This window comes from Myxococcus vastator (genome assembly GCF_010894475.1).
GTDB lineage: Bacteria > Myxococcota > Myxococcia > Myxococcales > Myxococcaceae > Myxococcus > Myxococcus vastator.
In genome coordinates, this window is sequence record NZ_JAAIYB010000210.1 from 1 (window position 1) to 13,741 (window position 13,741).

Annotated in this window: 9 protein-coding genes; 3 read left to right on the plus strand and 6 right to left on the minus strand. The window is 66.7% G+C overall.

What is annotated here, in order from left to right; genetic code table 11:
• Window positions 1–225: 225 nt before the first annotated feature.
• The 3 genes from G4D87_RS20785 to G4D87_RS20795 form a co-directional block, all read right to left on the minus strand.
• A complete protein-coding gene (locus tag G4D87_RS20785; protein WP_163783805.1) occupies window positions 226–468 on the minus strand; it encodes a DUF1059 domain-containing protein in 243 nt (80 codons plus the stop codon).
• Between the two features lie 126 nt (window positions 469–594).
• Entirely contained in the window at window positions 595–2,790 is a 2,196-nt protein-coding gene (locus G4D87_RS20790; protein ID WP_240358448.1) for a trypsin-like serine peptidase, read from the minus strand.
• A gap of 272 nt (window positions 2,791–3,062) precedes the next feature.
• Complete coding sequence (locus tag G4D87_RS20795; protein ID WP_240358449.1) at window positions 3,063–5,138, minus strand: hybrid sensor histidine kinase/response regulator; 2,076 nt, start codon at window positions 5,136–5,138, stop codon at window positions 3,063–3,065.
• An 88-nt stretch (window positions 5,139–5,226) separates the two neighbouring features.
• Here G4D87_RS20795 and G4D87_RS20800 point away from each other — a divergent pair, with 88 nt between their 5' ends.
• Complete coding sequence (locus G4D87_RS20800) at window positions 5,227–5,997, plus strand: DUF2270 domain-containing protein (RefSeq protein ID WP_163783806.1); 771 nt, start codon at window positions 5,227–5,229, stop codon at window positions 5,995–5,997.
• Between the two features lie 135 nt (window positions 5,998–6,132).
• Window positions 6,133–7,137, plus strand: coding sequence for an isocitrate/isopropylmalate dehydrogenase family protein (locus G4D87_RS20805; RefSeq protein WP_163783807.1), 1,005 nt, complete (start codon window positions 6,133–6,135; stop codon window positions 7,135–7,137).
• A 1,525-nt stretch (window positions 7,138–8,662) separates the two neighbouring features.
• On the opposite strand, the gene G4D87_RS20810 is transcribed toward G4D87_RS20805, so the two are convergent.
• From G4D87_RS20810 to G4D87_RS20820, 3 genes are all read right to left on the minus strand, one after another.
• Window positions 8,663–8,899 (minus strand): hypothetical protein, encoded by a 237-nt coding sequence (locus G4D87_RS20810; RefSeq protein WP_163783808.1) that lies wholly within the window; start codon window positions 8,897–8,899, stop codon window positions 8,663–8,665.
• Window positions 8,900–9,382: 483 nt separating this feature from the next.
• Window positions 9,383–10,645: a hypothetical protein gene (locus G4D87_RS20815; RefSeq protein ID WP_240358450.1), complete on the minus strand. Its 1,263-nt coding sequence runs from the start codon at window positions 10,643–10,645 to the stop codon at window positions 9,383–9,385.
• A 10-nt stretch (window positions 10,646–10,655) separates the two neighbouring features.
• Complete coding sequence (locus G4D87_RS20820; protein WP_163783809.1) at window positions 10,656–11,498, minus strand: hypothetical protein; 843 nt, start codon at window positions 11,496–11,498, stop codon at window positions 10,656–10,658.
• Between the two features lie 681 nt (window positions 11,499–12,179).
• Between G4D87_RS20820 and G4D87_RS20825 the strand changes: the two genes are divergently transcribed.
• A partial coding sequence (locus G4D87_RS20825) for a P-loop NTPase fold protein (RefSeq protein ID WP_205507661.1) occupies window positions 12,180–13,741 on the plus strand: 1,562 nt, incomplete at its 3' end.

Here is a 13,741-nt window from a genome sequence, read left to right on the forward strand (position 1 = left end):
GTCGGCGGTCCTCCGCCTTCAACTTCAACTTGATGGGCGCCGCCTGCTTCCTTGCCGTGGGCTTCATGAGCCACCCCCTCATACAACCAGCGGCTCATGCCTTAACTTCGCGCAGTCTGAGGACTAGTGCCCTCCCGTGGCCAGCCCAACTGCTGACAGCGCGCAGCCCCATGGAGGCGTCACACGCCCCAGTGGCAAACCCCACGCGCTGACAACGCCCGCCCCTCAGTGCCTGCTTGGCTGCTGTGGCTCCTGCATCGGCATGGGCCGGCCCATGCTCGCCGCGGGCGCCTCGTCCTCGAGCAGGCCGCGAATCATCTCACGCAGCTCGGCCGAGTCCTCGTGGCCATGCACGGAGACGGCGTGCGCGACGGCCGCCTGGAATACCTCGTCCTCCTCGCCCGAAATCGTCAGCGTGCAGTGGGTGTCACTGGGCGCCTTCCTGCAGTCCATCGTTTTGCGTGACATGGGGGTGTCTCCTCCTCCCTCACAGGTGGACACCACCGCCCCGCGCCACAAGGGAGGGACAGGCAGCCACGGCCTCGCCCGCGCCAGGACGGCACGCGAGCGAGGCTGTGTCAGGCCATGCGACGGCTACTCCTTCGGCTTCGGCTCGCCGTGGGCGAAGATGTCGTAGCCGATGCCGCCCAGGCTCTCACGCTCCTGCGAGTCCTGGTCGAACTGCACGACCTCCAGGTGGTAGGGCTCCGGCGTGGCGGCGTCGTTCCGCTCGAAGCGCATCTGGACCTGGTGCTCCTCGCGGAAGCCCAGCGGCAGGTTGTGGAACACGCCCCCCTCCGGAGACACGACCTCGAACTCGCCCTCGCGCACCATCTTCATGCCCTCGGCCTGGCCGCCCGCCTCCACCCAGCGCTTGAACAGCTCCTCCGGCAGACGCACGACGACACGGCCGCCATGCACCGGGAAGGGCCGGTCCCGGTCCGCCTCCGGCACCCGCACCGCGAGCCGCAGCGCCCGGACCCGCTGGTGCACGTTGCGCACGATGAAGTGAATCTCCTCGCTGCCGGACTCCAGGTCCACGATGTTCACGTTGCGCCAGATGATGTTGTTGTTCTGACGGACGTTGTAGTTGATGTCCGTCGTCTCGGTGAACGACATCGGGTCGAACGCGGACTCCCAGCGCGCCACCAGGCAGTAGTGCCCCTCGCCGGGCAGGCCGCTCCACGGCGCCTGGACGACGTGCGTGTCCGGCGTGAAGCCGTTGACGGGCACGTCACCAAACTGAGTCCAGTCCGCGGGCCAGGACAGGCCGGTGGAGGCGTTGGCGTAGTACAGCTTGAGGCGCCCCGAGGCGCCCGGGCGGGGCCCGCCGTGCAGCTTCACGTAGGCGTAGTTCGTCGCGCCCAGCTCGGGGTTCTGGTGGACGTGGTGGTTGGCGGGCAGCGCGCCGTCCGGGTTGCGCCGAATCCAGATGTACGGGCTGGCCCACATGTCCTGGCCCGCGGTGGCGGGGTCCGGCTCCAGGCCGGTGTCGGACCAGGTGTCGCGCATCCAGACGTCATACGGGTCCGGGCAGGTGGCGCTGCGCAGCGCGCACTGCGGGAGCAGCGCGCCCAGGTGGGAGATGATGGAGGTGATGGGCACGCCGCGGTTGGGGCAGTTGGCGCAGTGGTGCAGCGCGACGACGCGGTGGTCGGAGTTGGCGATGACGGGCGAGCCCGACGAGCCGCCCTGGGTGTCCGCGTAGTAGCCGATGTCCAGCGGGCCACCCGGCGAGCACGCGGGCCGGTTGAGGGCGAAGATCTCCGCGAAGCCCGAGGCGTCCGACGCGTGCGTGGAGTTGCGGGCGATGTGCTTGCCCCACGCGGCGGGGTGCTGGGGAATGTAGATGCGCTCATCCACCACCGCGGTGGTGTTGCGCAGCTGGAGGTAGCCGTAGGTGGGCGTGGGGTTGGTGGGCAGCCGCACCAGGGCGTAGTCCCGGGGGGCATTCACCGCGATGAGCGTGGAGCTCGTCGCCACCACCGTGCCCGGACAGCCGAACCAGCTGTTGCAGGCGGAGGTACAGGCGGCGCCCTCGGCCATGAACTCGAAGTCGGTGTTGAGCGCGTCCGAGGTGTTGGCGATGCAGTGCTCGTTGGTCATCACGTGGCCCTGGTTGCCCACGAGCCAGCCCGTGCAGGCCCCGCTGCCGTTGATGAGCAGCCGGGCCACCGCGCGCGAGTGCTTGTACTGACGCGGGTCCGACGTCTGGTAGCAGCGCGCGTTGCGCGAGTCGTCCGGACCGCAGAGCGCCTCGTTGTCCAGGTCCTCGCCCAGCGCCGCCAGGTTGGCGAAGCCGCGCGCGAACCGGTCGATGGTGTAGCCGGACTTCGCCTGGCCGCCCACGCTCCACAGCTCGACGATGGCGACGTCACCGGAGATGTGGCCGCTCCAGAAGCCGCCCCGCACCGGCGCGTCGCCCTCGCCCTTGCCGAAGCCGTCGTAGCGGTACTCGCGCGAGCCGTCCGGCGCGCGGACGATGACATAGTCCCCCGGCGCGAGCGCGAACTGGCTGAAGTGCGGCGCGATGTACGTGGCGCCAGGGCTGCTGACGCGGTCCGTCCAGGCCAGCTCGGCCTTGGCGCGAACGCCCTCCGGCCGCGCCGTGGGCTGACGCGACTTGAAGGTGGCGACGACGTCCTCGCCCACCTTCACGCGCCCCTGGGCATCCCGCTGCAGGGGAGGTTGTGACGTGCGGCCTTCGCAGACCGCGCTCTCTTCCGCCATGGCACCGCCGCCGGCCAGCATCATTCCGGCCAGCAACAGGCCTCTCAGCTTGATTCTCACGCAGAACCTCGTGGGGAGTGGCAACCGCCGGGGGTGGACGCCCAACGCGGGCACCGGCGGGCGGGCGGACCTGGAGCAAGCGACGAGCCACACTCACGGTTCTAGTCAGACAAGGAGATTGCAATGAGGGAGCACCTGCTCCCCTCGGACGGCGGAGACTCCCACCGGAACGGGCCTCGCGGTGTGACTCGCGCCGCAACACTTTGAGTGAAAACTGTAACGCCGCGGGCTACCCGCCCGCGTGAGGCGCCCCAGCGGCCTGTCCGCCGAGCTCAGGCGGGTGGCGCGGCACCCGGACTGTTCTCCGGAGCGCCGGTGTCGGACTGCCCCAGGAAGTCATCCAGCGCGCCCACGTCGATGGGCTTGCGGAACACGGCGTCCACCAGCGCGAGGTTGGAGCGGTTCTGTCCGCGCACGTCCATGCCGGTGACGATGGCCAGCAGCGCCTGAGGGGACTTCTTGCGCAGCTCGCGCGCCAGCTCCCAGCCGCTCATCTCCGGCATCACCGCGTCCAGCAGCGCGGCGTCATAGCGGCGCCGGTCCCACATCCCCAGCGCCACCGCCGGGCTGTGGGCCACCTGCACCTCGTAGCCTTCCTCGCTCAGCACCTCCGCCATCATCCGCGCGTTGTCGAGGTCGTCGTCCACCACCAGCACGCTGCGCGTCTGCTGGAAGCGCCGGGGCGCCGCCGGCCGCAGCACCTCCATGCGTGACGCCTCTGGACGTGGCGCGGAGGACACGGCGCCAGCATGCACGCGGGGCAGACGCACCACGAAGGCCGCGCCCGTGCCCGACGCCGGCACCTCCGCCGTCAGCTCGCCGCCCCAGCGCTCCACCTGTGCCCGCGCCACCGCCAGGAACAGGGACAGCTGCGGCGCGCTCGCGTCCCGGCGCAGCGGGTCGAACAGCCGCGCCAGCTCATCGGGCGCGTAGGGCGTGCCCTCGTCCTCGATGCGCAGCATCAGCCACTCGGAGCCATCCGTGCGGGTGGAGACGTGCAGCCGGCCTCCGGCCTCCATCCGGTCGCGCGAGACGAGCAGCAGGTTGACCACCAGCTCGCGGAAGAAGCCCGTGTCCGCGTGCACGTTGCCGGCGTCGCCCAGGTCCAGGTCCACGTACACCGGGTGCTCGCGCTGCTCCAGCTCGCCGCGCGCCAGCTCCAGCGCCTCGCGCACCGTCTGGTCCACCGGGACGTCGGTGGGCTGCTCCTGGGTGCGCTGGATGTTGAACTCCTGGAGCCGGGCCACCAGCTCGCCAATCTGCTGCACCGTCTTGTCGAGCGCCTCCAGGTGCTCGGGCTTGAACTCGCGCTGCAGCAGCGTGATTCGCAGCCGCAGCACGTTGAGGAAGTTGTTGAGCGCGTGCGCCGCACCGCTGGCGAGCTGTCCCAGCGCCTGCTGGCGGGTGCGCTGGAGCAGGCGGCCCTGGAGCCTGCGCAGCTCCCCGTGCGCGCTCTGGAGCGCCTTCGTCTTGTTCACCGCCTCCGTGCGGTCGGTGAAGGTCTGGATGGCGCCGGCCAGCTCGCCCTCCTCTTCCCAGACGGGCGTGGCGCTCAGCTCCAGCGTGGCGGTGTCGCCGCCGGGGCGCTCCACCACCATCATCACCCCGCGCACCGGCCCCTTCTCCTTGAGGGCCCGCAGGAAGGGCATGTCGGCCAGCTTGAAGGGCTCGCCCGTGAGGTGGCGCGCGTTCACCTGCGTCAGCACGGGGTTGATGGTGCTCGCCGCGCGCGCGCCCACCACCGCGCGCATGGGCACACCCATGAGGCGGCTCACCGGCGGCGTGGCGAAGGAGACGGTGCCGTCCACCTCCGCCAGCATGATGCCCACGTCCACCTGGTTGAGCACCGACTCCATCACCGCCGCTTCGCGGAAGCGCACCTCCTCTGTCTTCAGGATGCGCGCGTAGGACGCCTGGGCCGCGGCGTCCGCCTCCCACACCAGCTCCGCCATGAGCACCGCGACATCCGGCTCGATGAGGCCCCCGTTGCGGCGCGCGTAGACACGCAGCATCACCTCTTCCAGGGACTTGAACTCGCGCGTCAGGTCCTCGGGGTCGAAGTTCTGGCTGTAGCGGAAGGCGCCATGCGGACGGACCACCTCCGGCCAGAGGCGGACGGCGTCGTCGGGCCGGTCCCTGAGCAGGCGAGCCAGCTCGTCCAGCAGCCGGCGCAGCGGGGCGCGCAAGTCCCGTCCAGGGACCTCCACGTCATACATCTCCACGCGCAGGCGCTTGGCCCACAGGCGGGCCAGGCGCTCGCGTTCCTCCTGGAGGAGGTTGGACAGGGCCTGGATGGGATTCACGTCGGGCACGTTCAAGTCAGCAAGCTGCTCACGCTCGCCCGCCATGGCCACCCGTGGGCCCGCCCGCCTGCCTGCCCTGAACGCCGCACCTGCGTTGCAAACGCCCACTACCCAGCCCACCTTCCGGGGAAGGATGCCCGTGCGTGAACGTGACAAGAACGACGTGCTGGAGTCGCCCTGGCTGTCCCAGCAGGCCATGGCCCAGCTCTTCCGGGGGGAGCTGAGCCGCTCCGATACCTGGCGCACGCGCCTGGACACCACCACCAACTGGGCGCTCACGACGACGGCGGCGGTCATCTCCTTCGGCTTCGCGTCGACGCAGAGCTCACACGTCACCTTCCTGGTGGGCATCTGGATGGTGGTGTCGTTCCTCCTCATCGAGGCGCGGCGCTACCGCTACTACGACTTGTGGAACCGCCGGGTGCGTCTGCTAGAGGACGGCTGGTGGGCCCCCATGCTCCGGCGCGAGCCGGTGGACCCGGACGCCCTGCGCGAGCTGGCCCTGGAGCTGGAGCGGCCCCAAATCCAGCTGTCCCTCTTCTCCGCCATCTCCACGCGGCTCAACCGCGCCTACGGCCCCATCCTGATGGTCCTGATGGTGACGTGGTTCGTGAAGGTCTACAGCCACCCGAAGCCGCCGGTGGACCTCGACGAGTTCCTGGCCCGGGCCGGGGTGGCCTGGATACCTGGCGAGGCGGTAACGGCCCTCCTGCTGATGCTCACCCTGACGGCGACCTACCTGTTCCTGTCGTCCTTCTTCATCCGAGCCCCCCTGGGCGAGCTGCGGACCCGGCCCCGGGGACGCCGTGCGGCCCTGTGGGAGTCCTTCTACCGGCCCTACGCCATCCACACCCGGCGCAAGCCCACCCGGCGCCCGCGGCCGTCCCCCACGTCCGAGCACTGACACTTGGAGCGGAGGCCCTCCCGGCCGGCGGGCCCTCCCAGGGTGTCCCCTCCTCATGGCCGCCATGCCTCCGGCTGAATCCCGGGTGTTTTCGTTCTTTCGACGCCAGGGAAATTGTGCTGTGAATCCGCACCCATGGCGAACACCCGCACTGTCACGATCATCAACGGCGATGGCATTGGCCCCGAAGTCATGGCGGCCACCGTTCGCGTCCTCGAGGCGCTCAAGGTCCCCCTCGACTTCGAGTACAAGGACGCAGGCACGGAGGTGGTGGCCAAGTACGGCACCAACCTGCCTCACGAGACGGTGGAGGCGGTGCTGCGCAGCGGCATCGCGCTCAAGGGCCCCACGGGCACGGTGGTGGGGGGTGGCCTCCCGTCGGCCAACGTGGGCCTGCGCAAGCGGCTGGACCTGTACTCGTCGCTGCGGCCGGTGAAGAGCGTGCCGAACGTGAAGACGCGCTACGAGAACGTGGACCTCGTCGTGGTGCGTGAGAACACGGAGAGCCTCTACGCCGGCCTGGAGCACATCATCGTCCCGGGCGTGGTGGAGTCGCTGAAGATCATCACCGAGAAGGCCTCCACGCGCATTGCGCGCTTCGCCTTCGAGCACGCCCGCAAGCACGGCCGCAAGAAGGTCACCGCCGTGCACAAGGCGAACATCATGAAGCTGTCGGACGGGCTCTTCCTGGACTGCTGCCGCAAGGTGGGCCGTGAGTTCCCGGAGGTCACCTACGAGGAAGTCATCATCGACAACCTCTGCATGCAGCTGGTGAAGGACCCGACCCGCTTCGACGTGCTGGTGGCGGAGAACTTCTACGGCGACGTGCTCAGTGACTTGTGCGCGGGCCTGGTGGGTGGCCTGGGCGTGGTGCCGGGCGCCAACATCGGCGAGCGCACCGCCGTCTTCGAGGCCGTGCACGGCACCGCCCCGGACATCGCGGGCAAGGGCATCGCGAACCCCACCGCGCTGATGATGTCCGCGGTGATGATGCTGGACTACCTGGACCTGGCCGAGGCGGCGCGCAGCATGGAGAACGCCATCTGGAAGGTGTACAGCTCCGGCGAGGTCCGCACCGGCGACCTCGGTGGCAAGGCCAACACCCGCGAGTTCACCGACGCCATCATCGCCGCGCTGTAGTCCGCACGGCACAGACGGTGGCCACAGGCCCGGGACACCTTCACGGTGGCCCGGGCTTTTTCGTGTCCGGAGCTTCCGATTGAGGGGGCACTGGCGGAGGGTCATTGGGTGACGGTGGCACCGGAGTAGCCGGCGCTTCGGGAGCGGATGACGAGGGCGACTCAGCCGGCACGGGTGCAGCGGGAGGTGACGCTTCTTGAGGCGGTAAAGCCGCGGGCTCCTCACCCGTTGGAATCGGGGCCTTCGCGACCACCTCGCCCTGGGCCGTCACCGCATAGACCTCCCACCAGTCGAGGACACGTCCGCTCGGACCGCCACAGCGGTCGAAGCGCTGGTCCACGACCACGAAGTACAAGCCCTGTGTCGGCCCTGCGAAGACGGACACATCCATGCCCTGCTCCGGGCTTGAGCATCCCGCGAAGAGGTTGGGAAATGGGTTGGTTCTCACCACCTCATGGATGGCGCCTGCCGCAGCAAGCGCGGCGCCGGCCTCCATGGGCTCGACAACGGTTCTAGTCGAATGCTCGTCCGGCCACGGGACTTCACCCCTCCAAACCTTGGTAGGTGCAGCGCACCCATGCAGCACCACGACCAGCCCTGTCACCGTCAGCGCCTTGCTCATTTCCCGCACCTAATCACGGAGTAACTGCAAACCCCCGCTACGACATTGGGGAGCCACGTTCCGGAAGGGCGGGCGAGGCGGGGTTGGAGCGCAGATGCCCAGCGTGACCCAACGAGCCCTGGCCTCACTCCACTGCTGAACCTCTCCCGTGGGGAAGTAGCGAAGAAAGAGCCGCGTCCCATCCTGGCGCTCCGCCACCAATGCGGACGCCATCTCGATGACGGAGTCCTTGAAGACGGCGGGTGCGGGATTGCCAGGTATCAAGCGCACTTCCGCCATGGACACGAAGGGCTTGAACGCGTCCGTAGGCCACACGCTCAAGTCTTGCGACGAAGGTGCCGCAGCACACGGATGGTTATGGACAAAGCCCACGACCCACACCTGCGAAGATGGATAGTCCTCATCCTTCACCGCGAAGAACGGGCGACAGGAAGCATGGCTCCCTCTAACGGGCTCTGCCACACGCCAGGACAGGGAGTCACGACCGCCCGCCACATACACAGTCGAGCAATACTCCGTGGAGAGCCCGACCACGGGGCGGCGTGTTCCCGGGTCACACGCCGTCGCCCCAGGGAGCTTCAGCAGCGCCTCCGCCACATCGCGTAGGAGGCTTATCGGGATGGATGCATCCCCTGTAGGCATCTCCACAGACGGCACTTCCGACCATGGGCCTCTCGCAAACTCCGCTTCGGAAGCGGTCATCGAGAGTGGCGTGGACGCGACGCAGCCGCCCAGGAGAAGGAGCGCGGCGCCGAGCTTGATGGTGCCGAAAAAGGCCATTGAAGGGGATTATAGACAAGATCGCGGAGACAACGTGGCCCTGCTCCAGACGCACTGCGGAAGAAGTACGAGGTCCGCCATTTCAATGTTGATGACGTCAGGCCCCCCTGCATGCGCGATCGGTTAGCGCGCGGCGGAGCCAAGGGCCTGCTCTCGCTTGCGTCGAGTACGCTCGCGGCGTTGGTTGCGTGAACGCACGGTGATGGTGGCAATGAGGATGATGCGCTCTTCGAGCTGGGCCAGGGTGACGCCGCGATTCATCATCATCGCGGAGAGGCGCAGCGGCGCGCATCGGGTCAATGCGAGGACGAGCGCGAGCTGGGTGGTGGCGTGAGGACCGTGCTTGTCCTCGCGGGACAACTCGAGCGGGCGGGCGAGGCAGAGCGCGATGACCTTCGCGTACAGCAGGGCGGTGACAGGGCCCTGGCGACTGGCGAGAATCGCCTTCAGGCCCGCGCCAGACTTGAGCTGTTTGAAGAAGAGCTCGCTCTTCCGTCAGGGCTGCATGTATTACCAAGCCATTCCCATAATGAAGGAGGAGCGCCCACGTCCTCTCGTCGAGCGCTTCGCCGAACGCCTTCACTGCCATCGGGTTTTCCAAGAAACGCTCGGCTTCATATGAGGGGATGGCTCAGGGTACACGCCTGTCCAGGCCGCCTTCCCACCCGTTGCGCGGCAGGGGTCTGGGCTTGTTGGCCATGGCCAATCCACTCCCGGCGTCTTCTCCTGCCTCGCCGCGGCCTGAGGCGCCAGGCTCGCCCCTTCCGCTCCCGAGTGAGGGGAGCCGCGCTGGGCGTCGCGGACCTCTGGCGCATTGCCGACGGCACGCGCGGGCTTCGGCGCTCACTCCGGTAGCTGAGGAAACCGCTTGAGGGCGAGCACGCCCCCGCCCCGCCCCGTCTCGAAGTGCTCCCGGAGCGCATGCTCCCACCGAGCATCCAGGGGCAGCCCGCGCAGCCACGCTTGCGTCCAGCCCTTGAGGGCATCGGCGCCCATGCAGAGGCGGGGCACCCCGGAGAGGGCGCCTTTGAGGAGGCCCCAGTGATTGCGAGCCGCGACCGCATCTGGAATGTGCACCTCCTCCGTGGAGTCCTCCTCCTCCAGTTCCTCGGTGGGAAGGACGGCGACGCGATGGGGGGTGTTGACGTCAAGGCCCGTCAGCTTCCGGAACGAGTTGGCGGCGGCGGCCGCTACCGCGGGCCCGCCGGACTCCATGGCTCGAAGCACCTCCTCCATGAGGCCGGGATGGCCGAAGGTGCCAGCCAGCAGGAACCGCCCGGGGCCCAGCTCCCGCCGCCCCAAGGCCTCCTCGAAGAGAGGGAGGTCGACCTGGGCCCCCAGCACCGCCAGCAGCGTCAAGCCCGGAACGTGGTCGGGAGACGCCGGAGCTTTCGCCAGCGTCCTCAAGCTGGAGAGCAGCCACGGTTGCCGTGTCCACGCGGCAGCCCACCGGGCGGCGTCCCGGACCCCGGAGGACGCGTCCGCGAGTGCCGTCGGGAAGCGCTGGACAAGCCGCTGCCAGAAGCGCGCCTGACCCGGGGCTTCGAGCCACCGGAGTGGCAGCAGCGAGACGGTCCCCCACGCGACGCGGCGGACGTCGGGTTGGGCCGCGCCCAGCAGGTCCAGGAGGCGGCCTCCCGGGTCGGGCAGCCCATGGAAGGCCAGCGCCTCCAGGGCTGCGGCGGCGTGACGCTCCGACGCTCCCGCCACGAGGCTCCTCAGTGCGTCCACATACCGCGCGGGGGGAGCGTAGCGGAGGGCGAGCCTGAAGCCCTCCCAGGCGGCGCCTTCCAGCCCGGCGGACAGCGCCAGCGTCTGGCGCGCCACGGCCGCGTCCTCCTGCAAGAGGAGGGCGTGCGCGGCGCCAAACGCGGCATACGCGTCCTCGGCCTCCACCAGGCGCGTGCGAAGGAGCGCCCAGGCCTCTTCCCCAGCCAGGACCAGGGCGTCGACATGGGCCGCGATGCGCTCATCCAACTGAACGAGCGCGCGGAAGTCGTACTCCTTGGAGCGCAAGGCCGCATGACGCTGCCGCCACAGCCACTCCACCTCGTCGACATGCACCTCCAGCAGGTCGACCATCCACTCTCCACCGCGAGCGAGCATGGACCGAATCTCAGGGCTGGGCGTTGGGCGCGGACTGGACCACCTCGAAGCGGCCCAAGTCCAGGGTGAGCTGGCCTTCCATCGTCTCCAGGCCCCGCTCGCCGCGCGAGGTGAAGTAGGTCAGCGCGGCCCGGTAGGCGCCAGGGGCGCTCAGCATCTTCTTGCGGACCACGAAGCGGAGCTCCGCGCCCGGCTTCAGCGTGAGACGCCGGCTCTCGGGAGGCTTCTGGCCTTCTGGCGGGTGCACGTTCTCCATCTCCAGCTCCATCCACAGGGAGTCCCCTTCCCGGAGCTGCCCGGGCGGCTTGTCCTTCGACACGAGCAGCCGGAGGTTGGTGCGGTCCGGGGCATGGGGGACGAAGGGGTTCTCCATCTCGATGGCCTGGGCTCCCACGTTGCGCAGCGTGACCTCGAAGGAGACGGGCTTCTCCAGCGGGAAGCGCGGCGAGGTCGGCGCGCCTTCTCCCCGCAGCACCCGGAGCGGCCGCGTCAGCATGTGCTCGGAGGCCTTGCGCATCTCGTTCAGCAACGGCTCCAGTGCGTCCGGGACGGCGTGGAGGGGGAACGTCCGCGTGTCGATGTCCTCTCCGTCGGAGCTCTCACCCACCGACACCGTCTTCGTGTCGGGCGTCAGCTCCGTGGTCACCGGAAGGGCGCTGAAGTCAATGTCGCCATGCAGCTGCTTCAGCCGCGCGTACGTCCCAGGGGACAGCTCGGCCTCGTAGTAGCCAATCTCCTGCCGTCCCAGGAAGTTGTTCGACAGGTCCACGGAGCCCTTGCCGGTCGGAGGAAAGGCGGCGCCCAGGGAGCCATTCGGCAGGTCCATGAACAGCACCAGGTAACCCTTGCTCATCACGTCTCCTTCGCGCTGGGAATGACTGCCAGCGACAGGTCGCCCGTGGGACGACACGGGGCGCGACTCCCTCCGCGTGGCAGTGGGCGCGGCGCCCATCATCCGCTTCACCATCTACGCCTTGAATGCATCCGTGTACGACACTGCGTCCTGCCTGCTCTCGCCCCCTGGACGTTGTCAGCTCGGCAGGTCAGTCGAGGCGTCATCTTCCCTGACACAGGGGTGTTCTACCGGACGTCGGCCGAGCACCACGGCCCGAAGTGACGCTCGGCGGTCAATAGCTGTCACCGCGCAACGGCCGGGCCCCTTAGCTTCGAGGCGTTGCTTGGCACGGCCCCTGGCCACCCCTGCGCGCCGCACGGACACTTCACGACGCACCATGAGTTGCCCCCAACAGACGGTCGTCCTTCACGCGCGCTCCGGGTGCTGCAATAGGAAACATGACGGTGGAAGAGCCAGGTCCGAACTACCCCAGCGGGTGCGCATCATCGGGCAAACTCCCCGGGAAACTCTACGATTGGTGCTCGGCGTAGATGACCTATAGGCTCCAAGGTGATGCTCGGCATCCTGCGGCCCTGACGAGAGCCGGAGAAGTGCCGACACCATCAAGGGAGCAGTTGCCATTGCACTGACGCCGTTAAGATCGCCAAACTCACCCGCACCGCATTGAGCCAAGTAGAAATGCCAACGAACGACGATACTCAAGTAGCACTAGTCAAGATTCTCAAGCTAAAAACGGAATCCCAACCGGGCCGAGTCATCCTCCTCTCCGGTCCGTGGGGCTCAGGGAAAACCTATTTTTGGAAACACGCTGTCGTCCCTGCGCTTCAGCGAAAAACACTCTACGTATCAGCCTTTGGGGCGGAAAGCCCAGCCCAGCTCAAGACAAGACTTGTCACGCAATTCGCAATTCAGTCAGCTCAAGACGCAACCAAGTTGTTCCCTCTGACGGAGAAACCAAGGAAACTACTTTGTCGCTTTTCGACTAGCACAAGACGCAAGTCCACCAGCGCAGCATCTACATTGACGGACACCCTCCTCAATCTCGTGTCTTCGAAGTTTTCACTAGATCCTCTTGAACTCTCGGAACTGGCCGACAAAAGCACCATTATATGCATCGATGACATAGAAAGAACCTCCAGCAAGTTCAAGATTGAAGAACTCCTGGGAATTGCGAACATCCTATCCGAACACAAGGGCTTTGATGTCGTGCTCGTATGCAACGAGGACCATCTAACGGGCCCAACCAAAGATACCACCAACGCCTACCTTCAATACAAAGAAAAGACCATCTCAACGCAACACGAAATACACCCAGACCTCCCAAGGGTCTTCGATGGCCTGCTTTCGGCATACGACAAGACTATCCAAGATGTTCTCCAGCACCACAAAGGAATCATTCTAGACACCCTCACAAACGCAAAGTCAAACAACATAAGGACACTCAGGCGCATACAGGAATACATTGCAATCATCCAAGCGCTTGGCATTTCCGTCATTTCCGAGGCGCATATTTCACTCTTAACGGCGCTCACGGTGGATGCCACGGAGGGCCAACCTAGGGATGCCGCCTTTTACAGGTTCGATGAGTTTGAAGTTGGGATTTCAAGAGGCATCCTTGGGGAGGAGAAACAGCGCACTCCCGAAGAGAATGCTCGCACGGACTTCCTGGAGCGATTCGGCCTTGCCAGAAAATACTCTTTTGCAGAATCCCTGTACTTGCTCGTACGCTTTGGCACGACGGACGCGAACTTGTTAAAACAAGACCTCAACCCACCAGCGCCAACACCAAGCGCCACCGAAACCCTGCTCAGCGAGGTTCGACATGAAGCTTGGACAAGATACTCGGATCAACAGACACAAGATCTTGCCAGACGCCTATGCGACGCTGCGGCCAACAACCATGCAATAAATGCCGAACAGACAATTTCACTTCTGTTCTACGCAAAAACATTCTCTGAAATTCTTGGCACTGCGCTTGACGGGGGACATCTGACCAAGGCCCAGGAAAGACTTATCCACTTGGCCAATCAAGGCGACGCATCCATATCCGAGCATTTTGAAATGACACACGGAGAAGGTGCCCGGCGCGTTTCCCAGGAACTCGAGGAATACAGATCCGGCTTGCAGAGGCATGTCGCTGTCGAGACGATGGCGCAACTCAGGGCCCTACTTCGGGACAAGAACTATGACAAACTTGCCTCGGAGCTTCGAAAAGACTGGGAGAAATGCAAGGTATTCAT

Bases quoted from the DNA above. Each gene is read 5' to 3' on its own strand.
- G4D87_RS20795 (WP_240358449.1), bottom strand. From the start codon at position 5,138: ATGGCGGGCGAGCGTGAGCAGCTTGCTGACTTGAACGTGCCCGACGTG.
- G4D87_RS20805 (WP_163783807.1), top strand. From the start codon at position 6,133: ATGGCGAACACCCGCACTGTCACGATCATCAACGGCGATGGCATTGGC.
- G4D87_RS20800 (WP_163783806.1), top strand. From the start codon at position 5,227: ATGCCCGTGCGTGAACGTGACAAGAACGACGTGCTGGAGTCGCCCTGG.
- G4D87_RS20785 (WP_163783805.1), bottom strand. From the start codon at position 468: ATGTCACGCAAAACGATGGACTGCAGGAAGGCGCCCAGTGACACCCAC.
- G4D87_RS20815 (WP_240358450.1), bottom strand. From the start codon at position 10,645: ATGCTCGCTCGCGGTGGAGAGTGGATGGTCGACCTGCTGGAGGTGCAT.
- G4D87_RS20820 (WP_163783809.1), bottom strand. From the start codon at position 11,498: ATGAGCAAGGGTTACCTGGTGCTGTTCATGGACCTGCCGAATGGCTCC.